Source organism: Nocardia sp. NPDC052112 (assembly GCF_040680135.1).
Classification (GTDB): Bacteria; Actinomycetota; Actinomycetes; order Mycobacteriales; family Mycobacteriaceae; genus Nocardia.
On sequence record NZ_JBFAWD010000006.1, the window covers coordinates 238,794 to 265,367 of the forward strand.

A 26,574-nucleotide genomic window follows, 5' to 3' on the forward strand; every position below is an offset into this window, starting at 1 on the left:
TCAGAACTTCAGCAGGTTGGCGTCGTCGACCGAGGTCGAACGGCGGGTGCGGAAGATGGTCATGATGATGGCGAGTCCGACGACCACTTCGGCCGCGGCCACCACCATGGTGAAGAACGCGAACACCTGACCGTCCAGATTCGAATGCAAGCGGGCAAAGGTGACGAAGGCGAGATTCACCGCATTGAGCATCAACTCGATGCACATGAACACCACGATGGCGTTGCGCCGCAGCAGCACACCGGCAGCGCCGATGGTGAACAGCAGGGCGGACAGGAACAGGTAGTTCTCAGGATTCACCGCTTGCCTTCCTCGTCTGCCTCGCGGGCGGGGGTTTCGGGCTCGTCGACCTCCGAGGCGAAGGTCGGGGCCGTACCGACCGAGATGACCGCGGCCTCGGTGAGGGCCCTGGTGCGCCGGTGCCGCAGGATGGTGCTGACCGACAGCTCCTCGAAGGATCCATCCGGCAGTCGCGCCGGAATATCGACCGCGTTGTGCCTGGCGTACACACCGGGTGTCGGCAGCGGGGTGGCGCGATCGGAGGGCCGGGCCGGGTCGTAAGCGCCGCGGAACCGGCGGCGCGAGAGCTCGCGCTGATCCTGGCGCGGCCCGAAATTCTCCCGGTGCGCCAGGATCATCGCGCCGATGGTGGCGGTGATGAGCAGCGCGCCGGTGAGTTCGAAGGCCCACACATATCGGACGAAGATCAGTTCGGCGAGTTGGCCGATCACGTCTTGATATGCGAATCCCTTTGCCGGATAAGTGATTCCGGAGTTGCGGATGCCGTCGGCGATACCGCTGATCAGCAGCATTCCGAAGCCGAGTCCGACCGCGGCCGCGGCGAGGCGCTGCCCGCGCAGTGTTTCTCCGAGCGATTCGGGGGAGTCGACGCCGACCAGCATGAGCACGAACAGGAACAGCATCATGACCGCGCCGGTGTAGACGACGATCTGCACGACGCCGAGGAACAGCGCGTCCTGAGCCATATAGAAGGTGGCGAGCACGATCATGGTGGCCGCGAGGCAGATCGCCGAATGTACGGCTTTACCCGCGAAGACCATGCCGAGCGCACCGATTACGGCGAGCGGGCCGAGGATCCAGAATTGGACGGTCTCGCCGGTGGAGGTGTGGGTCAGCGGCTCCGCTGCTAATGTCTGGGCGGCCAGGATCAATTCGGTCACCGCGCGCCTCCTTCCGCGCCCGCGGCGGCGGGCTCCCTGGTGCCGGAACCGCTTTCACTGCCCGGGACTTTGCCGCGGTAGTAATCGCCTTCCGTCGCACCGGGATACATCGCGTGCGGCGGTGGGGTCATACCGGGCTGCAGCGGAGCCAGCAGCCGGTCCTTCTCGTAGATCAGATCGGCGCGGTTGTCGTCGGCCATCTCGTATTCGTTGGTCATGGTGAGCGCCCTGGTCGGGCATGCCTCGATACACAGGCCACAGCCGATGCAGCGCAGATAGTTGATCTGGTAGACCTGTCCGTAGCGTTCGCCGGGCGAAAAGCGTTCGGTCTCGGTGTTGTCCGCACCTTCGACGTAGATCGCATCCGCCGGGCAGGCCCACGCGCACAGCTCGCAGCCGATGCACTTCTCCAGACCATCCGGATGGCGATTGAGCTGGTGGCGCCCGTGATAGCGGGGCGCGGTCGGCACCTTCTGTTCCGGATAGGATTCGGTATTGGGCTTCTTGAACATGGTCATGAAGGTGACCGCGAAGCCCGTCAATGGTTCCAGCAGTCCCGGCTTGGGTTCCGGACGCCGCGTCGATGGATCCGGCAGCGGTGGCGTCGGGAATCCGAGGAAGACCGCGGTGCCCGATTCCGCCGGGGCGGCTTCCTCGATCGTCGGCGGCGCATCCGGTTTGCGGCCGGCCCGCAGGAACATCAGCACCATCAGTCCGGAGATGATGATTCCGCTGATCACCAGCAGTGGCGTCTGGACGTGGTAGCCCTCGTTCTGCAGCACCCTGGCGGTGGCGACCAGCATGACCCACAGCAGCGAGGTCGGAATCAGCAGCTTCCAGCCGAGATTCATGAACTGGTCGTAGCGCAGGCGCGGCAGCGTGCCACGCAACCAGATGAAGACGAACAGGAATGTCCACATCTTGGCGATGAACCACAGCGCGGGCCACCAGCCGGAATTCGCGCCTGCCCACAGGTTGATCGGGAACGGTGCGTGCCAGCCGCCGAGGAACAGCGTGGTGGCGAGTGCCGAAACCGTTGCCATATTGATGTATTCGGCCATCACGAACATGGCGAATTTGAGCGAGGAGTACTCGGTGTGGAAACCACCGACCAATTCGCCCTCGGCCTCGGGCAGGTCGAACGGCGCACGGTTGGTCTCACCAACCATCGACACGCAGTAGATCAGGAACGACGGCAGCAGTAGGAAGACGTACCAGGTGCCCTCCTGCGCTTTGACGATGCCGGAGGTGGCCATGGTGCCGCCGAGCAGGAACACCGTCGCGAAGCACAGCGCCATCGCGATCTCGTAGGAGATCACCTGCGCCGTCGAGCGCAGCCCGCCCAGCAGCGGATATGTCGAACCGGATGACCAGCCCGCCAGCACGATGCCGTACACGCCGATGGAGGTGATGGCCAGGATGTAGAGCACCGCGACCGGCAGATCGGTGAGCTGCAGGGCGGTCCGGTGGCCGAAGATCGACACCTCCGGCCCGATCGGGATGACCGCGAACGCCATGAATGCGGGCACCACCGAAATGACCGGCGCCAGAATGAAGATCGGCTTGTCGACGATGGTCGGGACGATATCTTCCTTCAGCGCCATCTTCACGCCGTCGGCGACGGCCTGCAGCGTGCCCTTGGGGCCGACCCGGTTCGGGCCGATACGCATCTGCATCCAGGCCACGATCTTGCGCTCCAGATACACCGCCATCATCGGCGTGAGCAGCAGGAAGGCGAAGATCGCCAGGGACTTCCCGATGACGAGCCACAGCGGGTCGTGGCCGAAAAGAGAGAGATCACTCATGGCGGTGTTCCTTCATCCTCTCGTCGGCGCGATGCAGTTGCACCACAGCGCCCGGCTGGGCGGCGAGTTGTTCGTTGACCGAGCAGCCCGGCGAGTTCAGCGGCAGCCACACCACCCGATCGGGCAGATCGGTGATCAACAGGGGCAGCGTGATGGTGCCGTGATCGGTGGCGAGGACGATCGGATCGTCGTCGGCGGCTCCGATTTCGGCGGCGCTGGCGGGTGAGAGCCGCACCACCGGCGGCCGAGCGACACCCGCCAGATTCGGCTCGCCGTCCTGCATACGCCCCTGATCGAGCAGCATCCGCCAGCCGGAGAGGATGGCGGTACCCGGACCGGGCTGGGCCACCGGATGCGGCCGGTGTGCGGGCGGGGGTACCGGCGAACCGTCCCAGGCACCGAGTGCGGCGAGTTCGGCGCGCGCGGATTCGGTATCAGGGAGGCCGAGCGCCACCTTCATCTCACCCGCGATGGCGTGCAGCACCCGCTGATCCGACAGCGGTGCGGGTTCGCGGCGCACCATCGAATCGCCGAGTGCGGCATCGAATTGCCGTGGCCGCCCCTCCCAGGTGCGATAGGTCCCGGATTTCTGCATTGCCGAGGCCACCGGGAAGACGACATCGGCGCGATCGGTGACCGGGCTGTGCCGCAGTTCCAAGCTGACCACGAAACGGGCGGTATCTATGGCCGCCAGCGCCGCCCTGGGGTCCGGCAGATCGGCGATATCGACACCGCCGATCACCAGTGCGCCCAAGGTCGACGCGGCCTCCAGCATCGCTGCCGTATCGCGCCCCGCGGTGACCGGCAGTTCGTCGATATTCCAGATTGTGCGAACCTCCTGGCGCGCACGGGGATCCACGACCGGGCGACCACCGGGAAGCAGGCCGGGCAGCGCACCCGCCTCGACCGCACCGCGTTCACCGGCCCGCCGCGGCACCCAGGCCAAGGCGGCGCCGGTTTCGTCGGCGAGCCGGATGGCCGCGGACAGTGCGCCCGGAATCCCGGCCATCCGCTCACCGACCAGCACGACCGCGCCCGGTTGCCGCAACAGCTGTGCGGCCGTCGCCAAAGCGGCTGCGTCCGTAGTTATCTCACCGGTGCGCAGCGCGTCGAGCACATGGGGCTCGGCTCCGGGCACGGTTTGCAGCAGTGTGCCCGACATTCGATCCAGCCCGCGCGAGGAGTAGGCGGCGAGCGAGAAGATCGGCATACCGCGCTTGCGTGCCGCCTTGCGCAGCCGCAGATAGATGATCGGCGATTCCTCTTCCGGCTCCAATCCGACGAGTATCGCGACCGGGGCGTTCTCCAGGGCGTCGTAGTCGACCGTGACACCCTGTCCGGCGATGCGGGCGGCCAGGAAGTCGGCCTCTTCGGCCGAGTGCATCCGGGCGCGGAAGTCGATATCGTTGGTGCCCAAGGCGACTCGGGCGAATTTTGCGTAGGTGTAGGCATCTTCCTCGGTGACGCGACCGCCCACCAGCACGCCCGCATTGCCGAAGGCCGACGCCAGCCCCTCGGCCGCGGCGGCCAAGGCTTCGGACCAGGATGCGGGGGCGAGGTTGCCGTCCCAACCGCGCACCAGCGGTGTGGTGAGCCGGTCGCGTTCGGTCGCGTAGGTGAATGCCCACCGGCCCTTATCGCAGTTCCACTCCTCGTTGACCTGTGGATCGTCTCCTGCCAAGCGGCGCAATACTTTTCCGCGCCGATGGTCGGTGCGCTGTGCGCAGCCCGATGCGCAATGCTCGCAGACGCTCGGGCTGGACACCAGATCGAACGGTCGGGCCCGGAACCGGTAGCTGGTGCCGGTGAGCGCGCCCACCGGGCAGATCTGCACGGTATTGCCGGAGAAGTAGGAGTCGAATGGTTCGGCCTGTGCGGTGCCGACCTGTTCCAGGGCGCCGCGATCCATGAGTTCGATGAACGGATCCCCGGCGACCTGCTGGGAGAATCGGGTGCAGCGGGCGCACAGCACGCAGCGTTCGCGGTCCAGCAGTACGGCCGTGGAAAGCGGAATCGGCTTGGGGTAGGTACGTTTCACGCCGTCGAACCGGGTTTCGGGCCGACCACTCGACATCGCCTGGTTCTGCAGCGGGCATTCACCGCCCTTGTCGCAGACCGGACAGTCGAGCGGATGATTGATGAGCAGCAACTCCATCACCCCCTCCTGCGCCTTGGCGGTGGGCGGTGAGGTCAGCTGGGTGCGCACGATCATGCCGTCGGCGACGGCCATGGTGCAGGAGGCGACCGGCTTGCGCTGCCCCTCCACCTCGACCAGACACTGGCGGCACGCGCCGACCGGGTCGAGCAGCGGGTGGTCGCAGAAGCGCGGGATCTGGATGCCGATCAGTTCGGCGGCCCGGATCAGCAGCGTGCCCGCAGGAACACTGACCCGGGTGTCGTCGATGGTGACGGTGACCAGGTCAGCGGGTACGAGCCCGCTGGTATCGGTATTCACGGTGGCGGGCCTGCCCGTCACCCGGCCACCAGCCCCCATCGAATCGCTGCGCGATGCTGGACGCCCACCCGTCGCCCGACCGCCGCCCCCCACGGAATCGCTGCGCGATGCTGTACTCATTTCGCTCCTTCCGCCCATGCGGTGGATCGCGCGGGATCGAACGGGCAGCCGTCGAGCCGCAGATGATCGACGTATTCCTGGCGGAAGTACTTCAGCGAGGAAATGATCGGGCTGGCCGCACCGTCGCCGAGTGCGCAGAACGATTTGCCGTTGATGGTGTCGCTGATATCGAGGAGCTTTTCCAGATCCGATTCGGTGCCCCGCCCGGCCTCGATCCGCTTCAGCAACTGGACGAGCCAGTAGGTGCCCTCGCGGCAGGGTGTGCATTTGCCGCAGGATTCGTGGGCGTAGAACTCGGTCCAGCGCAGCACCGCACGCACCACACAGGTGGTGTCGTCGAAGATCTGTAATGCCTTGGTGCCCAACATGGATCCCGCACCGACGACACCCTCGTAGTCGAGTGGCACATCGAGGTGTTGGTCGGTGAACAACGGCGTCGACGAACCGCCGGGCGTCCAGAACTTCACCTGATGTCCGGCTCGCACGCCCCCCGCATAACCGAGCAGTTCCCGCAATGTAATGCCCAGTGGCGCTTCGTATTGCCCGGGCCGGGCCACGTGCCCGGACAGCGAGTACAGCGTGAAACCCGGGGATTTCTCAGTGCCCATGGACCGGAACCAGGACGTGCCGTTCAGGATGATCGGCGGCACACTCGCAATGGATTCCACATTGTTGACGACCGTCGGGCAGGCATACAGACCCGCGACGGCCGGGAACGGCGGCCGCAATCGAGGCTGACCGCGCCGCCCCTCCAGCGAATCCAGCAGCGCGGTTTCCTCACCGCAGATGTACGCACCGGCACCGGCGTGCACGATGAGTTCCAGGTCGTAGCCGGAGCCGAGAATGTTCTTCCCGAGGAATCCGGCCGCATACGCCTGCGCGACGGCTGCCTGCAGCCGCCGCAATACGGGCACGACCTCGCCGCGCACATAGATGAACGCGTGCGCCGCTCGAATCGCATACGCGGCGATGATGACGCCCTCGATGAGGATGTGCGGGGTGGCCAGCATGAGCGGAATGTCCTTGCAGGTGCCGGGTTCCGACTCGTCGGCATTGACCACGAGATAGTGCGGCTTCGTGATGCCGTCCGGCCCCGTCCCCTGGGGGATGAAGCTCCATTTCATCCCGGTCGGGAAGCCTGCGCCGCCGCGGCCGCGCAGGCCCGCGTCCTTGATGGTCTGGATGACCTGATCCGGTTCCATCCGCAAGGCCTTGCGCAACGCCCGATAGCCGTCGTGGCGGCGGTAATGCTCGATGGTCCAGGACTGCGGGTCGTCCCAATACCGGGTCAATACGGGAGTCAGTGTCATCACACGCCCTCCGAATTCGGCTCCGGCGCTTGCATATTCTGTTCCTGCGCAATCCGCAGACCGGCCAGCGTCGCCTCGCCCGGCGCACCGTCGAGCGCCCCGGGACGTTCGTCCGGGAATCCGGCGAGGATGCGCGCGGTCTGCTTGAACGTGCACAGCGGCGCCCCGCGGGTCGGTGTCACCTGCTCACCGCGGCCCAGCGAATCCACCAGTGCGGCAGCCGATTCCGGGGTCTGGTTATCGAAGAACTCCCAATTGACCATCACCACCGGCGCGAAATCGCAGGCCGCGTTGCATTCGATGTGCTCGAGGGTGATCGCGCCGTCCGGGGTGGTCTCGCCGTGTCCGATGCCGAGCCTGCGCTGCAGGGTCTCGAGAATGGCATCGCCGCCCATTACCGCGCACAGCGTATTGGTGCAGACACCGACGTGGTAGTCGCCGGTGGGGGTGCGCCGGTACATCGAATAGAAGGTCGCTACCGCGGTGACCTCCGCGCCGGTCAAGCCCAGCTGGTCGGCACAGAATTCGATGCCGGTGCCGGTGACGCAGCCCTCCTCCGCCTGCACCAGATGCAGCAGCGGCAGCAGCGCCGAGCGCGGCTCGGGATAGCGGGCGATGATTTCCTTGGCATCGACCTCCAATCGCTCGCGCACAAATGGCGCGAACGGCTCCGGCCGGGTGGACAGCTTCAACAGGATCTCGGTCATCGGTCAACTCCGCCCATCACCGGGTCGATGCTGGCGACGGATGCGATGACATCGGCGACCATCCCGCCCTCGCACATCGCCGCCACCGCTTGCAGATTCGTGAACGAGGGGTCGCGATAGTGCACCCGATACGGTCGGGAGCCGCCGTCGCTGACCATATGCACACCGAGTTCGCCGCGCGGCGATTCCACCGCCACGTACACCTGCCCCGCCGGCACTCGAATGCCCTCGGTGACGAGTTTGAAGTGGTGGATGAGCCCCTCCATGGATGTGCCCATGATGCGGCCGATGTGCTTGGGGGAGTTGCCGAGTCCGTCCGGACCCAGCTGCAGATCCGCGGGCCAGGCGAGCTTCTTGTCATCCACCATCACCGGGCCCGGCCGCAATTTGTCCAGGCACTGCTCGACGATCTTGAGCGACTCCTTCATCTCCGCGACCCGAATCCAGTAGCGGCCGTAGCAATCGCAGCCGGTGGTCGTCGGCACGTCGAATTCGTAGTTCTCGTAACCGCAATACGGTGCGGCTTTGCGCAGATCGTGCGGCAGACCTGTCGAGCGAAGTACCGGGCCGGTGATGCCGAGCGCCATGCAGCCGGCGAGATCCAGGTAGCCGATGTTCTTGGTGCGTGCCTTCCAGATCGGATTCTGGGTGAGCAGATGATCCATATCGCGCAGCCGCTTGGGCAAGAGCTGCAGCAGTTCGCGGACCTTGGTGACGCCGTCGTCGGGCAGGTCCTGGGCGAGGCCACCTGGCCGGATATACGCGTGATTCATGCGCAGGCCCGTAATGGTCTCGAAGACATCCAGGATCAGTTCGCGTTCCCGGAAACCGAACAGCATCGGGGTGAGTGCGCCCAACTCCATACCACCGGTCGCCAGCGCGACCAGATGTGAGGAGATCCGATTGAGCTCCATGAGCATGACGCGAACGATGGTGGCGCGCTCGGGAATCTGGTCCTCGATATCGAGCAGCCGCTCGACGCCGAGGCAGTACGCCGTTTCGTTGAAGAACGGGGACAGATAATCCATCCGGGTCACGAAGGTGGTGCCCTGTGCCCAGTTCCGGAATTCGAGATTCTTCTCGATACCGGTGTGCAGATAGCCGATGCCGCAGCGAGCCTCGGTGACCGTCTCGCCCTCGATTTCCAGGATCAGTCGCAGCACGCCGTGCGTGGACGGATGCTGCGGACCCATGTTGACGACGATGCGTTCCTCACCAGCGCCGTCGAGGGTTCCGGTGACCGTATCCCAGTCCTGGCCGGCCACCGTGACAACAGCGGGCTCGGGCCCGGTGTCGTTGTGGACGCCGGGCCGGGTGTCGATGTCGTTCATTACTTGTACGCCCTCCGCTCGTCGGGCGGCGGAATGCGCGCGCCCTTGTACTCGACCGGGATCCCGCCGAGCGGGTAGTCCTTGCGCTGGGGGTGGCCACGCCAGTCGTCGGGCATGGTGATGCGCGTCAGCGAGGGGTGGCCGTCGAAGAGGATGCCGAAGAAGTCGTAGGTTTCCCGCTCATGCCAGTCGGTGGTCGGATACACGCCGAACAGCGACGGGATATGCGGATCGGCGTCCGGTGCGGCGACCTCGACGCGCAGGCGCCGATTGTGGGTGATGGACATGAGGTGATAGACCGCGTGCAATTCGCGGCCCGCGTCGTCCGGATAATGCACGCCGTTGACGCCGAGGCAGAGCTCGAAACGCAGTGCGGCAGAGTCACGTAACGCCGCGGCGACGGTCACCAGGTGTTCGCGCCGCACGTGCAGGGTGAGTTCGCCGCGGAAGACGATCACCTTCTCGATGGCGGTCTCCCAGCCGGTGCCGACCGCGCCGAGCGCGGCATGTAATTCGGTGACGACCTCGTCGAAGTAGCCGCCGTAGGGCGCCGGGGTGCTGCCGGGCAGCGTCACCGGGCGGACCAGGCGGCCGTAACCCGAGGTGTCGCCGGTGCCGGTGACACCGAACATGCCGCGGCGCACGCCGATCACCTCGGTCGGTGCCGAATCCGCTTCCGGCGGTGTGCCTTCCGGGCCCGCGGTGGCCGCGGCATCGACGAACTCCTGCGGCGTCCTGGTTTCGGTATTGTCGGGGGAGTCGAAGGTCATCGCAGCAGACCCTCCATTCGGATGGTCGGCGTCGACGCCAGCGCCGCCTCTTCGGCGGCCCGGATGGCCTCCTCACGGTTGACGCCGAGTGGCATCTGCTGGATCTTCGCGTGCAGTGTCAGGATCGCGTTCAGCAGCATTTCCGGGCGCGGCGGGCAGCCTGGCAGATAGATATCGACCGGCACCACATGGTCCACGCCCTGCACGATGGCGTAGTTGTTGAACATGCCGCCCGAGGACGCGCAAACGCCCATGGCCAGCACCCATTTCGGTTCGGTCATCTGGTCGTAGACCTGACGCAGCACCGGTGCCATCTTCTGGCTGACCCGGCCCGCGACGATCATCAGATCGGCCTGCCGCGGTGAGGCGCGGAACGCCTCCATGCCGAAGCGGGCGATATCGAAACGTCCTGCGCCGGTGGCCATCATCTCGATGGCGCAGCAGGCCAGCCCGAAGGTGGCCGGCCACAGCGAGCCCTTGCGCAGATATCCGGCGAAATCTTCGACCGTGCTCAGCAGGAAGCCGCTGGGCAGTTTTTCCTCGAGACCCATGTTCGACTAACTCTCACTTCCACTGTGCGTGCGGCCCGACGTGGCGAAATGCCCTGTGGGCCAGTGCGTATGGGCGATCAGTCCCAGCTGAGACCGCCGCGGCGCCATTCGTAGGCATAGGCCACCGAGACGTTGAAGATGAACAGCGCCATCGCGGCGAGACCGAAGAGACCGAGCGCATCGAAGTGGACAGCCCACGGGTAGAGGAACACGATCTCGATATCGAAGATGATGAACAGCATGGCGGTGAGGTAGTACTTCACCGGAAAGCGTTGTCCGGTAACGTTTCCCGGCCCGCCCGCGACGGCGTGCGGTGTCGGTTCGATGCCGCACTCGTAGGCCTCCTGTTTGGCCCGGTTGTAGCGCTTGGGGCCGACGAGGGCCGAGAGGATGACGGAGAACACCGCGAACGCGGTGGCGACCGCGCCGAGGACCAGAGTGGGCATCTCGATATTCACGACTGCAGTTCCCCTCCTTGCGAGCTGTAGCTGGCGGTTGGGCGTCATGTCCGCCGACGGCGCCGGGGGGTGTCGTGGTCGGCGTCGGAATCATGACGGCAGCTTCCGAGGCGGGCTGACGTCGTTGTCCGCCTCGGTCAGACTCGCCTCATGGCCTGCTCGCACCGCGCGGGTCTGTCATATCGAGGCCCGCGCTCATGTGAGCTACGGCACAGCCTACAACCGACGCGGCCAGTCGACCGTTTATTCGATTGGGTCTTTGATCGAAAACGGGACTGCTATTTATGACTGAATCGGGGGTAATCCAACCTGTCGGATCGCTGAGTGATTGCGTCGTCACGTGACATGAGAGTGTCCGCGTCCTCGGGACGCGGGCACGATGTGGTGATCGGAAGGGAGTCGATCAGGCCGCGGTGCGATTGTGCAGCAATGCGACGACGACCTCGGTGAGCCGGATCGGATCGATCGGATGGGCCACGGCGGCCTCGGCGCGCGACCAGTTCGCGAGCCAGGCATCGTCGGGGCGACCGGTCAGCACCAGAACCGGTGGGCACTGATCGATCTCGTCCTTGAGCTGTTTGGCGATGCCGAGCCCACCCGCCGGGGCGGACTCGCCGTCCAGGATAGCCAGGTCGATACCGCCCGCGTCCATCTGTTCGATGACCACAGGTGCGGTCGCCACCTCGAGGTACTCGAAGGCGGGCAGCTCGGGGTGCGGGTGTCTGCCCAGTGCCAGCATTACCTGGCGCCGGGTATCGGCATCGTTGCTGTAGACCAGGACCCGCAGTGGGGTGGTACGAATCGCGTCGGCCACGCAGGGATGGTACGTCGGGGCGGGGGTGCGGCGTGGCAGGTTGGCGCAGATTGCTCGGCGCGCGTCGCGCGGTCGTCGGTCGGTGGTGCGGAATGCGTGTGCGGGCAAGGTATTCGAAAGCGGTCGCTAAGTTCCGGCCGGTAGCATCCCGAAAATGCGGGGAGATATCACGCGCGAGCTCGTCGAAACCGACGTGTGGACCGACGAGATGGTGGGCCGGGCGGGCATTCCGGTGGTGGACGTCGCGTTCGTGACCATCGGCAGCGGGATCGGCTCCTTCGTCACCTACGACACCCTGCGGGTCTACGGCGTCGCGGCGGCATCGATGGCGGTGCTCGGGCCACAGGAGGTGCCGTGGTCGTCGTATGAGTATCTGACGCGGGTATCGCAGATTCCGCGCGGGGAGCGATTGCGCAGCGACTCGTCCTCGACCCCGGACAATATGTGGGGCTTTCCGTCGTACGCGGTGCGCGAGGCATTGGCGGAGAAAACCATGCGGCCGCTGTGGAACGTCTTCACCGAGCCGATCTTCAGCAACTACTACACGCCGAGGGCGGGACAGGCGTTCGCCGCGATGGAACGAGAGTTCCACCGGATCGGATATGCGGGTTCGTTGCACAAGGGGCATGTGCGCATGGTGCGCAAACGCTACGGCGGTGGGTATTTCAGCGTCCTCACCCCGCCCGTCGGTGCGGCGCCGACCAAACGGATCGCGTTTCGCAGTACGTACGTCCATGTGGGCGTCGGTTATCCGGGGCTGAAGTTGCTGCCGGATCTGCAGGAGTATCGGGAGAAGTACCGGGATCCGACGCGCGTGGTGAATGCGTACGAACCGCACGAGCACGTATATCAGGCACTGCAGCGCAGGCCGGGGAAGGTGATGATCCGCGGCAGCGGGATCGTGGCGAGCCGGGTGTTGCAACGGATCATCGACGATCGCGACAAACTGCGGCTGAATACCCAGATCCTGCATCTGTTTCGACATTATGTCGCCACCGCGCACGGACCGAATATTTTCAGTCGGCGCAAGGGTGGCGACGGGTGGTCGTATCAGGGATTCAACTATCCGAAGTCGGTATGGGGCGGGCAGCTCAAAGCGAAAATGCGCACGCTGCAAGGAGAGCAGCGCGCACAGGCCTACCAGGAGATGGGCGGGACCAACACCCCGGTGCGCTCGAATTGGCAGGAGCAGCTGCGGCGCGGACGTAAGGAAGGTTGGTATCAGGTGATGGCGGGCAGTGCGCGTGATCTGCGTCCTGCCCGCGGGCCGAGCGGGGTGATCACCACGATAGTGCCGGATCCCACGGCGGCGCTGCCGTTTCCGCCGCCGACCCAGCCGTTCGACATTTCGGCCGATTACATTATCGACTGCACCGGATTGGAGGCCGACGTGCGCGAACATCGGTTGCTGGCGGATCTGCTCGATCATGCCGGGGCCGGGCGTAATCCGGTTGGGCGGATGGATGTGGCGACCACATTCGAGTTGATCGGTACCCGAAGTGGCAGCGGACGCATCTATGCATCGGGTAGTGCGACGCTGGGGGGACCGTTTCCGGGCGTGGATACTTTTCTCGGATTGCAGATCGCGGCGCAGGAGATCGCCGATGACCTTGCGGCGCTGGGTTTCTGCGAGCGGATGGGGCCACTGCGATCGACTCGGCAATGGTGGTTGTGGGCGATGAACAAGAAGATCTGATCGATGCTGCTTACCTTGAACGGGCGGATTCAGACCCGCTTACTCGCGCTCGGCGTTATCGGATTGTTGGTCGCGGTGATGATTACGCCGGTGCTGCCGACCGGATCGCTATCGCTCGGCAACGCCTACCGGGTCACGTTGTCGGTGCTGCTGGCGACGGTGCTCGTCGGCGTGTTGTGGGAGTTGCTCTACCATTTTCTGCAGCAGTTCCGATGGGAGAAGGACTGGCCGACGCTGTTCGGCTTCTGGACGGTGATCAACGAGGCGGCGCTGATGTGGGTCCTCGTGCACCACACGACCGTTGTGCTGCCGCAGGCGTTGCATGCGTCGCTGACGGCATTCCTGATCCAGTTCGTCGTCACGTGGATGGTGTTCTGGCTCATCGTCAACGGGCCGATGCGGGTGGTATTCCATCGGTGGCGGTTCCAGGGCGGGCGGTTCCTGTGAGTCCGCAACTCGAGGTGCTGCCGGGTGGTACACATCTGATCGCGAACAGTGGCGGGGTCGTGCTCGTCGTCGCGCACCGGTCGGACGGTACGGCCGATGTCGAATCGCCTGCGGCGCAGACGCTGACGGCGCTGCTCGAGTTGGTGCAGGAGGCAGGCGCGCAGGAGCAACCGCGCACCGGACGCAGGTTTGCACGACTTGCCACCAACTGGTTGATGAGTCTGGACGACGAGGAGCAGGTGGAATTCGGGGTAGTCACCCCGAGCACGGCGGGAGTGGCGGTCTTCCTGCACGGCGGTGTGACCGCGGTGGTAGCGACGTCGGGTCGCGCGGAAGTACTGCACGGCAGGGATGCCGGATTCACGGTCGACCGCGTGGTTATCCCGGCACCCGCTATCGGGATCGGACTGTTCGTAGACGAGGACGCGGTGGTCGTCTCGGCCTTGCCGAGCCGCGGCATCGCCCGACTCGACGAGGGAACGGTGCCCGGTGCCGGGGCGGTGCTGTGGTTCGGAGTGCCCGCATCAGCTCGTGTGTCGGCGGCGCGGCGGCCGGCGCAAGCGGATGGTGGCGAAGCCGGGGTGGGGTCGCCGCAGAACGCGTCGTCGACGGCTGGTGTGGGAACAGTGTCAGCGGTCGGGGTCGAGGATGCGCGGCAGCGCGAGGTCCCGGAGCCGTTGGTCGAACTCGTCGCGCCGCCGCCGGAAAGTGCTGCGGTGCAGCCGCCGATCGGGGGCGGATCGGCGGGGAAGGCGGCACCGTGGGAACGCGCGTCCGCGATGGGTGTGGGTAATCTGCCGCCGAGGGGTGCGGTTTCGGGTGCCGGGGAGCGGCGCCGAGTCGGGCTGCGCAAGAACGCGCAGCAATCCGAGATCGCCGTACCGGAGCCGGTCGCACCGCTGGAGAATGGGATGGCTTCGGGGCCAGGGGGTGGTCGGGCGGTGGTTCGGGGGTTCATGTGTTCGCGGCAGCATCTGAACGATCCGCGGGTGTCGTTCTGCGCGGTGTGCGGGATTCGGATGGATCAGTTGACCTGCGTGTTGACCGAGGGGGTGCGGCCGCCGCTGGGTTTGCTGATGCTGGATGACGGAACATCGTTCGTACTCGACAACGACATCGTCCTCGGACGCGAACCCGAACATGCCGAGGCGGTGCGGCGTGGCGCGCGGCCCATCCGGCTGCCGGACAGTTCGGGCGCGATGTCGCGGGCGCATGTGGAGGTTCGGCTGGTCGAATGGGATGTCGTCGTGGTCGACCAGGGCTCGGCCAATGGCACCTATGTCCGGATGCCCGGCCACCAGGAGTGGAGCCGTGCCATGCCGAACCAGCTCACCACCCTGGCCGCCGGTGCCCAGATACTGCTCGGCGGCCGCATCCTCACCTTCGACTCACAACACAGCCAGTTCTGAACCCGAGCCGCGCTCGAAGCGGACGATTCCGGACCAGGGGCTGCGGCCGGGTTTGCGTGGGTCGGGCTGCGGGAGATAGGTGAACGGGCGCAGGTACCAGGGTGCACGGTGGAGTTTGCGGGCGTGCACGAGGAGATGTTCGATCTCGCGGGCGTGCCAGCCGAGCTCCTCGAAGTAGGCGATGCCGTTGTGGGGTTCGAATCTGAGGGGTGCGTTCTCGAACATCGAATTCGAGCGCATGCGGGGCATTTCCATCGTGACGTCCATGACCCACCAGCGGATCTGCGGCCGGGACAGGGCGGCCGCGATGGTGCGGACCGTGTCCTCCTCCAGATACATCAGCAGACCCTCGGTCAGCACCAAAGCCTTGGTGGCGGTGCCATTTTCGGGGCCCAGCGAGCCGAGTGCCCAATCCAGGAACTTCGCCGACGCGGCCGGGTCGGCCAGATCGACACCACGGCGGATCAGCGCACAGCGCGGCTTCTCGTCCGCGAGAGCGGCCTCCTTCTCCGCGGTGAGCGCGGGCAGATCGGCCTCGACCCAGACGAAATCGGCGGGCAGTTCGAGGCGGTAGGGGCGGGTGTCGAGTCCGGCGGCGAGATTGAGCACCCGGTCGCAGCCCTCGGCGAGGGCGGTCGCGATCAGATCGTCGATGATTGTGGTTCGGGTGACCACCGGCCAGCCGTCGCGCATCATTCGCGACGCGGCCGCCACCATGGCATAGCCGCGCTCTCCGGCCAGGCGTTCGGCCAGCGGATCGCGGAACAGCGCATCCTCGCGCGCGGTCTCCATCGCGCGGTAGGTGGCCACCCAACGCGCGGTATCGGACACATTCGAAATCAACGCTTCCCCACCAGCCATGTGCGCCAGTCTGGCACAGCGTTGCTTCGATATCCGGTCAGGGCCCCTGCTGACCAGCTGGTGCCATCCGATAGAATTCCGTCGGGAAACGAGCCGTGCAATATGCGATATTTCACCGGCTCGTAACAGCGAAACATGCTGCTGAGCCGGTATTCGGTTCACAATCATCCAATGGCGAATTCACCGCCGACAACCTGCGCGATCGTTTCGATCGCCAGTCGGGTGGAGTCCGGGTGTCGTGCCCCCCGGACTCCACCGCCCGGAGTTCTAGCTCGGGTGGAAGGCGTGGGCGCCCACTTCGGCCGGGTCCAGGATGTGGGCGAGAAAGAGACGGGTAGTGGGGGTGGGGGTGCGCGTCGTGACGGCGTGCCACGGCCGGTCCATGGGGGTGCCGTCGACCGGAAGTACTTGCAGCAGACCGGATTCCAGGTCTTGGGCCAGCGCGTCGGTGTGCATGAGGGTGACGCCCAAGCTTTCACGGGCGGCGGCCAGGACGGCACCGTGGCTGCCGAGGGTTAGGGTGGGCGGGGAGATTTCGAGGCGGTCGATGAGGCTGAGTGTGGCGTCGCGGGTACCGGAACCGCGACCGCGTAACAGCCAGGTGTTGCGCAGCGGATCGGGGCAGCCCGGCGCGCCGACGACCACGAGCTGACTCGGCCGCCGGGCTCGGATGACCAGCCCGGTGTCGCGCGGTGGGCGGCCCGCGATGACGAGATCGGTTTCGTGGTGGTGCAATTCGAGGAACAGCACATCGCGTGGCTGCACCGACAGGCTCAGTTCGATATCCGGATAGCGATTCCGGAATGACGCCAGCGGTCCGAGCAGCACATACTCACCGGCCGTTGCGACCACACCGATCCGCAGCTTGCCGGTCTCGGCCCTGCGCACCGCGGCATTCGCTTCCTTCATCAGGCCGAGGATGGTGCGGCAGTATTCGGAATAGATGCGTCCTGCCTCGGTGAGCGCGATACCACGTCCGGCCTTCGCGATGAGCTTTGCCCCGAGCTGCTTTTCGATGTGTGCGACGGCCGCGGAGACGGCGGCCTCGGTGATGTGCAGCTGGGTGGCGGCGCGGCGGATGCTGCCCTGCCGAGCCACGGCCAGGAATGTTTCCATCCTCGCCGCACTCACCATGCCCACGGTTCGACGGTATCAAACTCGATGAATCCGTTGAGTATTCCGAGGAACAATCAAATTGTCTGTCATCGACGACGCCGTCATCCTTGAACTCAGTAGGCGTTCACCCCACGTCTCAGGCGCAGCACCCCGCACCACATCCGAGCCGAATGTCCTGCTCGATATCCGGGCGCCGATGCTTCGCGCAACATACTCCGAGCCGATCACCCGCAAAACCGAGCGGAGCAATGATGACCGACGAAACCGAGCCCAACCGCTGGGATCCGGGTGTCCACTCCTACGCTTCCATGGGCTACTACGCCCCGGACTATGTCCCCAAAGATACCGATGTCCTCGCGGTCTTCCGCGTGACCCCGCAAAAAGGTGTCGATCCGATCGAGGCGGCGGCCGCGGTCGCGGGCGAATCATCCACTGCCACCTGGACTGTCGTATGGACCGACCGCCTCACCGCGCATGACCGCTACCAGGCCAAATGCTATCGCATCGATGAGGTTCCCGGCCGCCCCGGCGAGTACTTCGCTTATATCTCCTACGATCTCGACCTCTTCGAAGAGGGGTCGATCACCAACCTGACCTCCTCGATCATCGGCAATGTTTTCGGCTTCAAGCCGCTGCTGGCACTGCGCTTGGAGGATATGCGGATTCCGGTGGCCTATGTCAAAACCTTCCAGGGCCCGCCACACGGGACCGTCATGGAACGCGAGTACCTGAATAAATACGGCAGGCCGTTGCTCGGTGCGACCGTGAAGCCGAAACTCGGTCTGTCCGCGCGCAATTACGGCCGGGTGATCTACGAGGCGTGCAAGGGCGGCCTGGATTTCACCAAGGACGACGAGAACATCAACTCCCAGCCGTTCATGCGCTGGCGCGACCGGTATCTGTTCGCCATGGAGGGGGTCAACCGCGCCATGGCCGAGACCGGTGAGATCAAGGGCCACTACCTCAATGTCACCGCGGCGAGCATGGAGGAGATGTACGAGCGCGCCGAGTTCGCCAAGCAATTGGGCAGCGTCGTGATCATGATGGACCTCACGGTGGGATTCACCGCCATGCAATCGATGTCGCACTGGGCCCGGCGCAATGGTGTATTGCTGCACCTGCATCGGGCCGGGCACTCCACCTACACGCGGCAGAAGACCCACGGCGTCAGCTTCCGGGTGCTGGCCAAATGGTGTCGGCTGATCGGCGTCGATCACCTGCACGCGGGCACCGTGGTCGGCAAACTCGAGGGCGATCCGGCAACCACCAGGGGCTTCTACGACACATTGCGGGAGAACCACATTCCCACCAATCCGGGCAACGGCATCTTCTTCGACCAGCATTGGGCCAGCCTCGGCGGTGTCATGCCGGTGGCCTCGGGCGGTATCCACGCGGGGCAGATGCATCAGCTGTTGGACCTTTTCGGCGATGACGTGGTCCTGCAATTCGGCGGCGGCACCATCGGGCATCCGCTCGGCATCGCCGCGGGGGCGGAGGCGAATCGGGTGGCGCTCGAGGCGGTCGTGAAGGCCCGCAACGAGGGGCGCGATCTGCTCGAAGAGGGCCCGGATGTGCTGCGCAAGGCCGCCGAGATCTGCCGCCCGCTCGATGTCGCGCTCTCGACCTGGGGCGATGTCACCTTCGACTACACCTCCACCGACGCGCCGGATGCCGTGCCGACGGCCAGCCGCTGAACGACAGGACTCCGCACATGTATCTGCGCCACGGAACCTTCTCGTATCTGCCCGAACTCACCGACGCCGAAATCGCGGCCCAAGTGCGCTACGCCTTGCTCAACAACTGGCCGGTGTCCATCGAATACACCGATGATCCGCACCCCCGCAATACCTACTGGGAAATGTGGGGGCTGCCGCTGTTCGATCTCGACGAGCCCGACGGTGTGCTCGCCGAGATCGACGCATGCCGCACTACCTTTCCGCGACACTACATCCGGATCCTCGCCTACGACGCCCGCTATGGCAGGCAGACCACCGCATTGAGCTTCCTGGTGCAGCGTCCTCTCACCGAGCCCGGATTCCTGCTGGCCCGCACCGAGGGACCGGACCGGCGCCAGACCTACGGGCTGCACTCGTATGCCACCGATGAACGGCCGGGTACTCGGTATGGCGGCTGAAAGATCGAGCGCGGCAAGCGGTTTCCGATTGCACCGGCCCGACGTGGACGACGGCAGGCCGGTGCGAGCGGTACCCGCGCAGGCGCCGCTGGAGGATTTGCTGGCCGAGGACGCGGTGCTGGATCTGTCCACCGATATCGCTGGCAATGACGTCGAGGACGTATTGACCAGGCTCGACGCCGAACTCGTCGGTCTGGCGAATGTGAAGCGGCGGGTGCGGGAGATCGCGGCGCTGCTGCTGATCGATCGGGCCAGGCAGCGCTTCGGTCTGCGGGCCTCCCGGCCGACCATGCATATGAGCTTCACCGGCGGTCCCGGCACCGGCAAGACCACCGTGGCCTTGCGGATGGCCGAGATGCTGCATGCGCTCGGCTACATCCGTAAACCCAAGGTGCACACGGTGACTCGTGACGATCTGGTCGGCCAGTTCATAGGGCACACCGCGCCCAAAACCAAGGAGGCCCTGGCCAAAGCGGCCGGGGGAGTGCTCTTCATCGACGAGGCCTACTACCTGTTCCGCCCGGAGAACGAACGCGACTACGGACAGGAAGTCATCGAGATCCTGCTGCAGGAGATGGAGAGCGAGCGCACCAGTCTGGTGGTGATCTTCGCCGGCTATCCGGATCGGATGGAGAAATTCTTCTCCGCGAACCCGGGTTTGTCCTCGCGAGTGGCCCATCATCTGGAATTCAGCGATTACACCCACGACGAGCTGGTGCGCATCGCCGAAATCATGGTGGCACGGGACAATTTCCGATTCGACGACTCCGGATACGCTGCCTTCGGCGAATATCTCACGCTGCGGATGACCCGCCCCCGATTCTCCAATGCGCGCAGTGTGCGCAATGCCCTGGACCGCTGCCGGTTACGGCAGGCCAAACGGCTGGTCGAGCTGCGGCGACCGCTCACCAAAACCGACCTGATCACGCTGACCGACCGGGATGTCCACGGCAGCAGCGTATTCCGCGGCGCGAGCGATGGACTCGGTGACGGTAGCTCGAGTGACCACACAGGGCCCCGGGAGCGCCGCCAATCGAACACCGCAGGACAGCAGCCGGATGGGCCGACCGCAAGGGCCCCCGCGTGACGAGATCGAGAACCCATGCCAGAAGGACTGAAGACCCTCACCCGCTACACGATCGAGGAGGAGCACCGGCATCCCGGATCATCCGGTGAATTCTCCGCCCTGGTGAATGTCGTTGCGACCGCGACGAAAATCATCGCCAACCAGGTGACCAGGGGGGCCATTGTCGGCTCACTCGGCGCCTCCGAACCCGACAACCTGCCGCCGACCGTGCATCGCAAACTCGACGCCATCGCCAATGACATCATGGTGGCCGAGACCCAGTGGACGGGGCATCTGTCGGCGCTGTTGTCCGAGCAGATGACCGATGTCCATCCGGTGCCGGACGAGCACCGACGCGGCAAATATCTGCTGGCCTTCGATCCGTTGGACGGCTCCTCGAATATCGATGTAAACCTGCCCGTCGGAACGATTTTCAGTGTACTGCGGGCGCCGGACAGCGGTCCGCCGACCAACGCGGACTTCCTGCAGGCGGGTGTGCGGCAGGTCTGTGCGGGATTCACGCTGTACGGACCGGCGACCATGCTGGTGCTCACCACCGGCAGCGGTGTCGACGGATTCACCCTGGATCGGGAGATCGGCGCATTCGTATTGACCCATCCGCGCATGCGAATCCCGGAGGATACTTCGGGATTCGCGATCAATGCCGCCAATGAGCGGTTCTGGGAACGGCCGGTGCGCCGGTATGTCCACGAATGTCTCGACGGTGTGGACGGGCCGCGGGGGCGGGATTTCAATATGCGCTGGGTCGCGTCATTGGTCGCGGATACCTTCCACATCCTGACCCGCGGCGGGGTCTACCTCTATCCATACGACACTCGGCGGTCGGGGCGGGTGTCGTTGCTGTACGGCGCGAATCCGATCGCCTACATCGTCGAACAGGCCGGCGGCTGGGCGACCACGGGTGGTGATCGGGTGCTGGAGGTGACGCCGGAACAGGTGCATCAGCAGGTGCCGCTGATCTTCGGTTCGCGCAATGAGGTCGGGCGGATCGAGCGCTATCACAGCGAGCCCGAGGAAGGGCCCAGTTTCGACAGTTCACTGTTCGGGTCGCGGTCGTTGTTCCGTCCGGCTGGGCGCTGAAATCCCCTGAGGAGATGTCATGTCGGTCAAACACCCCGTCGTCGCCATCACCGGCTCGTCCGGGGCGGGCACGACCAGTGTCACGCGGACCTTTCAGGAGATATTCCGCCGCGAGGGTATCAATGCGGTGATCGTGGAGGGGGATTCGTTCCATCGCTACGACCGCAACGAGATGAAGCTCGCGATGGCCGAGGCCGAGCAGAACAATAATCGCACCTTCTCGCATTTCGGTGAGGAGGCGAATCTGTTGAAAGAGTTGGAGACGCTGTTTCACGACTACGGGGAGACCGGCGTGGGTTCGGTGCGCCGATACCTGCACGACGAGTTGGAAGCCAAACCGTATGGACAACCGGCGGGCACCTTCACGCCGTGGGAGGATCTGACACCGGGCAGCGATCTGCTGTTCTATGAGGGATTGCACGGGGCCGCCGTCACCGATTCGGTGAATGTCGCGCAATATGCGGATCTGCTGGTCGGCGTGGTGCCGATCGTCAACCTCGAATGGATCCAGAAGGTGATCCGGGACAAGACCGAACGCGGCTATTCCAGTGAGGCCGTGATCGATACGATCCTGCGCCGCATGCCCGACTACGTGAAATACATCTGCCCGCAGTTCTCCCACACCTATGTCAACTTCCAGCGCGTTCCCACTGTGGATACCTCGAACCCCTTCATCGCCCGCACCATCCCCACCGCCGACGAAAGTTTCGTCGTCATCCGCTTCGCCGACCCCAAGGTCATCGACTTTCCTTATCTGCTGTCCATGCTGCACGACTCCTTCATGTCCCGCCCCAACTGCATTGTTGTCCCCGGCGGCAAAATGGACCTGGCCATGCAACTCATCTTCACGCCCCTGATTCTGCGGCTGATGGATAAGCGCCCCAAGCGTTCTCGCTGATCGCGGCTCGGGTCCGTGCCCCGGTCGCGGCGATACAGCAGATCGGCGTACAGTGTCATAAGTTAATCGTCATTCGCATCGGCGATCATGAAAGCAGCAAGGAGCCGTCATGACATCCGCAGTCATCGTCGACATTGTCCGGACACCCTCCGGGAAGGGGAAAGCCAGTGGTGGACTTTCGGATGTGCATCCAGCCACCCTGCTGGCCGAGGTGCTGCGGACCCTGATCGAGCGCACCGGCGTCGATCCGGCACTCATCGATGATGTGATCGGCGGTTGCGTCACCCAAAGTGGCGAGCAGGCGTTCAATATTTCGCGTACCGCCGTATTGGCCGCCGGGTTCCCGGAATCCGTGCCCGCCACCACGGTGGACCGGCAATGCGGATCGAGCCAGCAGGCCGCGCATTTCGCCGCGCAGGCCGTGATTGCCGGAGCCTATGACATCGCGATCGCCTGCGGTGTGGAGTCGATGAGCCGGGTGCCGATGTTCTCCAATGCCCAGGGTAAGGATGCCAACCGCGGTCCGCTGTCCCACCGCTTCCCGGAAGGTCTTATCGCACAGGGGATTTCGGCCGAAATCGTCACCCAGCGCTGGAAGCTGGACCGGGCGACGCTCGATGCCTTCGCCGCCCGCTCGCACCGGTTGGCCGCCGAAACCGCCGCGGCAGGCGGCTTCGACAACGAACTGGTCCCCGCGGGCACGCTCACCGCCGACGAGACCATCCGCCCGAGCACCACCGCCGAAGCTCTGGCCGGGCTGCGCCCCGCATTCGCCGACGACGAATTCACGGCGCGTTTCCCGGAAATCGATTGGTCCATCACCGCGGGTAACTCGTCCCCGCTCACCGACGGGGCCTCGGCCGCCCTGATCATGACCGAGGAAAAGGCGAACGCCCTCGGCCTGCGTCCGCGCGCCCGCTTTCACTCGTTCGCGGTCACCGGTGACGACCCGCTGCTCATGCTCACCGCCGTCATCCCCGCCACTCGCAAGGTGCTGGCTCGCGCCGGGCTGACAATCGACGACATCGACGCCTACGAAGTGAACGAGGCTTTTGCTCCGGTGCCCCTGGTCTGGCAGCAAGACCTCAATGCCGACCCGGCCAAACTCAATCCCCGTGGCGGTGCCATCGCCCTCGGCCACCCGCTGGGGGCCTCGGGCACCCGCATCCTCGCCACCCTGGTCAACCACCTGGAACAGTCGCAGGGCCGCTACGGCCTGATGACCATGTGCGAAGCGGGTGGCCTCGCCAACGCCACCATCATCGAACGCCTCTGACGCGACGGCCTACAGCTCACCCTGCTCGCGGCGACGATCGAGGTCGCGCTGGCGTTCCAACTCCTGGCGGCGGGCCTCGCGGCGCTGGGATTCGGCACGTTCCCGCAGGCCGCGCAGGAAGGCTTCGTCATCGTCCGGATTCTGCGCGACGTAACGGCCGGGCCGGTCGTACTCGGCGTAGCGGGTGGCTGTTCGCGGGCCGCCTTCGTGCAGTGGGCGGCCCGCGAACAGCCACAACAGTGCGCCTACGGTCGGCACCAGGATGACGACGATGAGCCACGCCATCTTCGGCAGATTCCGGATCCCGGCATCGGGGCAGGTGATGATGTCGACGAGGCAGTAGACCCACAGGGCCAACGTGATCAGGCCCAACACTGCGTATGGCATCGGAAATCTCCTCGGGCGCACGGCAATTGCTATGGCCTGCTCATCCGCGGTTTCCGAAAGTTCGATGGTCACCCCCCGCCGAACCGGCCTGCATGGAGGATACACGTCGCATTCGTGTGCATCAGTCCGGCAGCAGCGGGACCGAGAGGCCTTCACCGCGACCGATGAGCGCGGCACGGGTGACGGCGGATGACCCGAAGCGGCGGCGCAGATCGTCGAGGGTGGCATCGAGGCTGTTGATAGCACGCGGTTCCAACGGCAGGGTGAGCTGGACGGTATCGGCATTGTCGAGATTGGTCAGTGCCAGACCGATGAGGGTCAGACCGCGCTCCTGGATCATGGGCATCGCGGCACCGAGCAAGGTGCGCGCGGCGTACAGGATGGTTTCGGTGTGATCGGTGGCCTCGGGCAGGGTATGCGAGCGGGTAGCCCGGGTGAAATCGTCGAAACGCATGCGCAGCACCACAGTTCGGGTCACCCGCTCGGCCGCGCGCAATCGGCGGCCGAGGCGGTCGGTAAGCCCGTGCAGGTAGGCCTCGATCTCGTCGGGTGGCCGGTGCCGCCGACCGAGTGCGCGCTGCGCGCCGATGGAACGGCGGCGGACGCCGGTTTCGACGCGACGTGGGTCGCGAGCCCAGGACAGTGCGTACAGGTGCCGCGCCGCGGCGGGGCCGAGGATGGCGCGCAACGGTGATTCGCCGAGTTCGGCCAGTTGACCGATCCGGGTGATGCCGTGTTCGTGCAGGGTGCGTGCGGTGACTTCGCCGACGCCCCATAGTCGTTCGACCGGCAGTGGATGCAGGAAATCGAGTTCGAGTTCCGGCGGCACCAGACGCAAGCCGTCTGGTTTGGCCACCGCGCTGGCCACCTTCGCCAGAAATTTCGTCCGCGCGATACCGACCGAAATCGGCAGTCCGACCTGCTCGCGCACCGCAGCCCGCAACCGCTGCCCGATCTCGACGGGTTCGCCCGCGATCCGCCGCAGCCCACCGACATCGAGAAACGCCTCATCGATCGAAATGCCCTCGACCACCGGCGTCGTGTCGTGGAAGATTTCGAAGACGGCTTTGCTCGCCTCGGCGTAGGCCGACATGCGCGGTGGCACCACCATCGCATGCGGGCAAAGCCGCAGCGCTGCGCCACCATTCATCGGCGTGCGCACGCCGAACGCCTTCGCCTCATAGCTGGCCGCCAGCACAACGCCACCACCCACGATCACCGGCCGCCCCCGCAGCCGTGGATTATCGCGCTGTTCCACCGAGGCGTAGAACGAGTCGAGATCCGCATGCAGGATCGACGCCTCGGCCCGCGCCTCGATCCGCGGCCGCTGGGAACGCGGCGCAATCGATGGCGGGACAGACTCGGACACGAACATATGTTCGCATAGATCGCCGCTGGCGCGTCGAACTTCCTGGCAGGTTGCTCGGTTTACGCTCCGAGCACATCGAGCTGGGAAGGAGCCGCTGTGCCCAGGTCACGGCGGTTGAAGGTCCCGGTCGGGGACAAGGTGTGGGTGAGGTTGTCGTTCAGTGCAGTTCCTCGACCAGCCCGACGATGATGCCGTCGGGGCCGCGGACGTAGCAGTACCGGTAGATGTCTTCGTATTGGGCTACTGTGCCCACGAGTTCGGCGCCATGGGCGCGCAGGCGGTCGAGGACGTCCACGACGTCGTCGACGACGAACGTCAGGCGAGGGATGCCCGGGGTGTTCACCGGCGCTTTCGGCGCAGTGCTGGTGGTCGCTGGCGAGTGGAACGTCGAGAGCTCTACCCGGCCATGGCCGTCCGGCGTCCGAACGACGGCGATGTCTGCTCGGACGCCGTCCAGTCCGAGGAGGTCGTCGGCCCATTGGCCCCCGACTGTTGCTTCGCCCTCCAGTTCCAGGCCCAGTTCGACGAAGAACGCGATAGCAGCCGCGAGATCCTCGACCACAATGCCGGCGTGATCCATCCGGTGGATCGTCATCGAGATTCTCCTCAGGTTCGTTACGGCCCATTCTGGCCGGGTTGATCGGTTCAGGCGCGCTGACGCTCGGCCCGCTGCTGGATCGGCTCCTCGACCGCGGTGGGCAGCGGAAATCCGCTCGATAAGCGGCATCACGGTGTGTTCGGGTGGCTCTCCACCGGCTCGACCCGGTGCCGGAGCAGGCAGAATTCGTTCCCCTCCGGGTCGGCCAGTACGTGCCACGTTGCGGCGCCGGGCTGGCCGACGTCGACCTTCCGCGCACCCGCGGCGAGTAGACGTTCCAGTTCCGCGTCCTGATCGCGGTCGGTGGGGTTCACGTCGAAGTGCAGGCGCAGTTTCCCGCGCCTCGGCTCGGTGCTGCGACCGAACACCAGAGTGGGCTGCGGTCCGCCGAAGCCGGTTCCGGGCGGGCCGATCTCCAGGTGGTCCTCGCCCTCCCAGCCGAGTTCGACGAAGCCGAGGACTTCGCACCAGAAGTCCGCCAGCCGTTGTGGGTCGGCACAGTCGATGACCAGTTCGGTGATCCTGGAAGACATGCGCGCGACACTACGCGTGCGAGACTGTTCCGAACAGCGATTTCCTTGTCGGCACGGTGAAGCGGTCATGAGGCTGGATGCTGTGGCGCAACCTCGTCGGAAACCGGCGCAGTTCGACCAGAAGCGAAGCAAATGCGTTGATACCAACGCTTTTCCAGCTGAAGCCCGCTGAGTGCACGCG

The 26,574-nt window shown here is 65.3% G+C and carries 26 protein-coding genes and 1 pseudogene; 9 read left to right on the plus strand and 18 right to left on the minus strand.

What is annotated here, in order from left to right; all coding sequences use genetic code 11:
* The 12 genes and pseudogenes from nuoK to AB0L58_RS13785 form a co-directional block, all read right to left on the minus strand.
* Nucleotides 1–300 carry an NADH-quinone oxidoreductase subunit NuoK gene (gene nuoK / locus AB0L58_RS13730; RefSeq protein WP_062982135.1) on the minus strand — a complete coding sequence of 100 codons (300 nt, stop codon included), beginning with the start codon at nt 298–300 and terminating at the stop codon, nt 1–3.
* The gene (locus AB0L58_RS13735; RefSeq protein WP_364386197.1) at nt 297–1,181 is read right to left on the minus strand and encodes an NADH-quinone oxidoreductase subunit J; all 885 of its coding nucleotides are present in this window, start codon (nt 1,179–1,181) and stop codon (nt 297–299) included. The genes nuoK and AB0L58_RS13735 overlap by 4 nt, the downstream gene beginning before the upstream one ends.
* Complete coding sequence (gene nuoI, locus AB0L58_RS13740) at nt 1,178–1,777, minus strand: NADH-quinone oxidoreductase subunit NuoI (protein ID WP_364386675.1); 600 nt, start codon at nt 1,775–1,777, stop codon at nt 1,178–1,180. The genes AB0L58_RS13735 and nuoI overlap by 4 nt, the downstream gene beginning before the upstream one ends.
* Nucleotides 1,772–2,986: pseudogene (nuoH, locus tag AB0L58_RS13745) on the minus strand (NADH-quinone oxidoreductase subunit NuoH); the annotation flags it as partial. The gene nuoI and the pseudogene nuoH, both read right to left, overlap by 6 nt.
* Nucleotides 2,979–5,480, minus strand: a complete 2,502-nt coding sequence (locus AB0L58_RS13750; protein WP_364386677.1) for an NADH-quinone oxidoreductase subunit G — start codon at nt 5,478–5,480, stop codon at nt 2,979–2,981. The pseudogene nuoH and the gene AB0L58_RS13750, both read right to left, overlap by 8 nt.
* 77 nt (nt 5,481–5,557) lie before the next feature.
* Entirely contained in the window at nt 5,558–6,871 is a 1,314-nt protein-coding gene (gene nuoF / locus AB0L58_RS13755; RefSeq protein WP_364386199.1) for an NADH-quinone oxidoreductase subunit NuoF, read from the minus strand.
* A complete protein-coding gene (nuoE, locus tag AB0L58_RS13760) occupies nt 6,871–7,578 on the minus strand; it encodes an NADH-quinone oxidoreductase subunit NuoE (protein WP_364386201.1) in 708 nt (235 codons plus the stop codon). The genes nuoF and nuoE overlap by 1 nt, the downstream gene beginning before the upstream one ends.
* Entirely contained in the window at nt 7,575–8,909 is a 1,335-nt protein-coding gene (locus AB0L58_RS13765; protein WP_364386203.1) for an NADH-quinone oxidoreductase subunit D, read from the minus strand. Before AB0L58_RS13765 ends, nuoE begins: the two co-directional genes overlap by 4 nt.
* Complete coding sequence (locus AB0L58_RS13770) at nt 8,909–9,679, minus strand: NADH-quinone oxidoreductase subunit C (RefSeq protein ID WP_364386205.1); 771 nt, start codon at nt 9,677–9,679, stop codon at nt 8,909–8,911. Before AB0L58_RS13770 ends, AB0L58_RS13765 begins: the two co-directional genes overlap by 1 nt.
* Complete coding sequence (locus tag AB0L58_RS13775; protein WP_364386207.1) at nt 9,676–10,230, minus strand: NADH-quinone oxidoreductase subunit B family protein; 555 nt, start codon at nt 10,228–10,230, stop codon at nt 9,676–9,678. The genes AB0L58_RS13770 and AB0L58_RS13775 overlap by 4 nt, the downstream gene beginning before the upstream one ends.
* A gap of 77 nt (nt 10,231–10,307) precedes the next feature.
* The gene (locus AB0L58_RS13780; protein ID WP_364386209.1) at nt 10,308–10,688 is read right to left on the minus strand and encodes an NADH-quinone oxidoreductase subunit A; all 381 of its coding nucleotides are present in this window, start codon (nt 10,686–10,688) and stop codon (nt 10,308–10,310) included.
* Between the two features lie 403 nt (nt 10,689–11,091).
* Nucleotides 11,092–11,427 carry a hypothetical protein gene (locus AB0L58_RS13785; protein WP_364386679.1) on the minus strand — a complete coding sequence of 112 codons (336 nt, stop codon included), beginning with the start codon at nt 11,425–11,427 and terminating at the stop codon, nt 11,092–11,094.
* Between the two features lie 229 nt (nt 11,428–11,656).
* Here AB0L58_RS13785 and AB0L58_RS13790 point away from each other — a divergent pair, with 229 nt between their 5' ends.
* Genes AB0L58_RS13790 through AB0L58_RS13800 form a run of 3 tightly spaced genes read left to right on the plus strand, consistent with a single transcriptional unit; the run spans nt 11,657 to nt 15,054 of the window.
* Nucleotides 11,657–13,198, plus strand: a complete 1,542-nt coding sequence (locus tag AB0L58_RS13790; protein ID WP_364386211.1) for a hypothetical protein — start codon at nt 11,657–11,659, stop codon at nt 13,196–13,198.
* A 3-nt stretch (nt 13,199–13,201) separates the two neighbouring features.
* Nucleotides 13,202–13,645 carry a hypothetical protein gene (locus tag AB0L58_RS13795; RefSeq protein WP_364386213.1) on the plus strand — a complete coding sequence of 148 codons (444 nt, stop codon included), beginning with the start codon at nt 13,202–13,204 and terminating at the stop codon, nt 13,643–13,645.
* On the plus strand, nt 13,642–15,054 hold the full coding sequence (locus AB0L58_RS13800) for an FHA domain-containing protein (RefSeq protein ID WP_364386215.1): 1,413 nt from the start codon (nt 13,642–13,644) through the stop codon (nt 15,052–15,054). Before AB0L58_RS13795 ends, AB0L58_RS13800 begins: the two co-directional genes overlap by 4 nt.
* Here the strand turns inward: AB0L58_RS13800 and AB0L58_RS13805 are convergent.
* Nucleotides 15,034–15,915, minus strand: coding sequence for a class I SAM-dependent methyltransferase (locus AB0L58_RS13805; protein WP_364386217.1), 882 nt, complete (start codon nt 15,913–15,915; stop codon nt 15,034–15,036). The genes AB0L58_RS13800 and AB0L58_RS13805 overlap by 21 nt on opposite strands.
* A gap of 267 nt (nt 15,916–16,182) precedes the next feature.
* Nucleotides 16,183–17,049 carry a LysR family transcriptional regulator gene (locus tag AB0L58_RS13810; RefSeq protein WP_364386681.1) on the minus strand — a complete coding sequence of 289 codons (867 nt, stop codon included), beginning with the start codon at nt 17,047–17,049 and terminating at the stop codon, nt 16,183–16,185.
* A gap of 233 nt (nt 17,050–17,282) precedes the next feature.
* Here AB0L58_RS13810 and AB0L58_RS13815 point away from each other — a divergent pair, with 233 nt between their 5' ends.
* The 6 genes from AB0L58_RS13815 (at nt 17,283) to AB0L58_RS13840 (ending at nt 23,506) form a co-directional block, all read left to right on the plus strand.
* Nucleotides 17,283–18,725, plus strand: coding sequence for a form I ribulose bisphosphate carboxylase large subunit (locus tag AB0L58_RS13815; protein ID WP_364386219.1), 1,443 nt, complete (start codon nt 17,283–17,285; stop codon nt 18,723–18,725).
* A gap of 17 nt (nt 18,726–18,742) precedes the next feature.
* Nucleotides 18,743–19,165 (plus strand): ribulose bisphosphate carboxylase small subunit, encoded by a 423-nt coding sequence (locus AB0L58_RS13820; RefSeq protein ID WP_364386221.1) that lies wholly within the window; start codon nt 18,743–18,745, stop codon nt 19,163–19,165.
* Nucleotides 19,155–20,252 carry an AAA family ATPase gene (locus AB0L58_RS13825; protein WP_364386223.1) on the plus strand — a complete coding sequence of 366 codons (1,098 nt, stop codon included), beginning with the start codon at nt 19,155–19,157 and terminating at the stop codon, nt 20,250–20,252. Before AB0L58_RS13820 ends, AB0L58_RS13825 begins: the two co-directional genes overlap by 11 nt.
* Before the next feature lie 15 nt (nt 20,253–20,267).
* Complete coding sequence (locus AB0L58_RS13830; protein ID WP_364386225.1) at nt 20,268–21,332, plus strand: class 1 fructose-bisphosphatase; 1,065 nt, start codon at nt 20,268–20,270, stop codon at nt 21,330–21,332.
* Nucleotides 21,333–21,351: 19 nt separating this feature from the next.
* Entirely contained in the window at nt 21,352–22,230 is an 879-nt protein-coding gene (locus tag AB0L58_RS13835) for a phosphoribulokinase (RefSeq protein WP_364386227.1), read from the plus strand.
* A 109-nt stretch (nt 22,231–22,339) separates the two neighbouring features.
* Complete coding sequence (locus AB0L58_RS13840) at nt 22,340–23,506, plus strand: thiolase family protein (RefSeq protein ID WP_364386230.1); 1,167 nt, start codon at nt 22,340–22,342, stop codon at nt 23,504–23,506.
* 9 nt (nt 23,507–23,515) lie between these two features.
* Here the strand turns inward: AB0L58_RS13840 and AB0L58_RS13845 are convergent, their stop codons facing one another.
* The 4 genes from AB0L58_RS13845 to AB0L58_RS13860 all read right to left on the minus strand — a co-directional run bounded on the left by AB0L58_RS13845 (nt 23,516) and on the right by AB0L58_RS13860 (nt 26,393).
* Nucleotides 23,516–23,893, minus strand: coding sequence for a PLDc N-terminal domain-containing protein (locus AB0L58_RS13845; protein WP_364386232.1), 378 nt, complete (start codon nt 23,891–23,893; stop codon nt 23,516–23,518).
* Between the two features lie 121 nt (nt 23,894–24,014).
* A complete protein-coding gene (gene dinB / locus AB0L58_RS13850; RefSeq protein ID WP_364386234.1) occupies nt 24,015–25,268 on the minus strand; it encodes a DNA polymerase IV in 1,254 nt (417 codons plus the stop codon).
* A gap of 151 nt (nt 25,269–25,419) precedes the next feature.
* Nucleotides 25,420–25,857, minus strand: coding sequence for a VOC family protein (locus AB0L58_RS13855; protein WP_364386236.1), 438 nt, complete (start codon nt 25,855–25,857; stop codon nt 25,420–25,422).
* Between the two features lie 131 nt (nt 25,858–25,988).
* Nucleotides 25,989–26,393 (minus strand): VOC family protein, encoded by a 405-nt coding sequence (locus tag AB0L58_RS13860; protein WP_364386238.1) that lies wholly within the window; start codon nt 26,391–26,393, stop codon nt 25,989–25,991.
* Nucleotides 26,394–26,574 lie beyond the last annotated feature (181 nt).